General features: G+C 54.9%; 2 protein-coding genes. One reads left to right on the forward strand and one right to left on the reverse strand.

Translation table 11 applies throughout. The features are described 5' to 3' along the window. On the forward strand, positions 1–197 hold a 197-nt coding region (locus tag HMPREF2635_RS13560), incomplete at its 5' end, for a hypothetical protein (RefSeq protein ID WP_210401613.1). 80 nt (positions 198–277) lie between these two features. Here the strand turns inward: HMPREF2635_RS13560 and HMPREF2635_RS13725 are convergent. Continuing rightward, complete coding sequence (locus tag HMPREF2635_RS13725) at positions 278–427, reverse strand: hypothetical protein (protein WP_232761136.1); 150 nt, start codon at positions 425–427, stop codon at positions 278–280. Positions 428–566 lie beyond the last annotated feature (139 nt).

Consider the following 566-nt stretch of genomic DNA (forward strand, 5'->3'; position numbering starts at 1 on the left):
ACGTGTCCACGATTTGCGGGCAACCCCAATACGCGCTAATTATCTCAAGCACAAAGAATCCACCGCCGCCCAAACAAGCAACACAGCTTTGCCGGCTGAGGACACTCATCCCCGGACCATTTGCAGGCTACAGCATTCTTGAACCTAGGCGCATCGCCCAAGTGATGGGTTTGCCTCGTAGAGAACAACAAAAATAGCCCCCAGCCGCAGCAAAAGCGGGCCGAAGGCCAAATCTACAGGAAACAGGAACAGGCGCTGTCTTTGGTGACGGTGGTACTTAGCCCTTCTCGCAACCGCGGGTGTCGTGCAAACCGCACTGAGGGACGCCCAGGAACGAAAGAGCGAGCGATGAGAGCGTGACTGGAATAGCGATAATGTCGTAGAAGGGGGAGTCGACGACGAGTTCATTGAGAGACGACGAGTTCATTGAGATCAGTAGACGATCCTTGTCGAGCGTTGTTCACTAGCCCGTCCTCGGCTGTCGCTGTGGGTGTCGCCGTGACCATAAGTGCGGCGGCACTGATGATAGCTAGGGACTTCTTCATCGTGTCAGTTCCTTTCGGATA

This window comes from Corynebacterium sp. HMSC035E02 (assembly GCF_001836065.1).
In the GTDB taxonomy this organism is placed as follows: Bacteria; Actinomycetota; Actinomycetes; order Mycobacteriales; family Mycobacteriaceae; genus Corynebacterium; species Corynebacterium hiratae.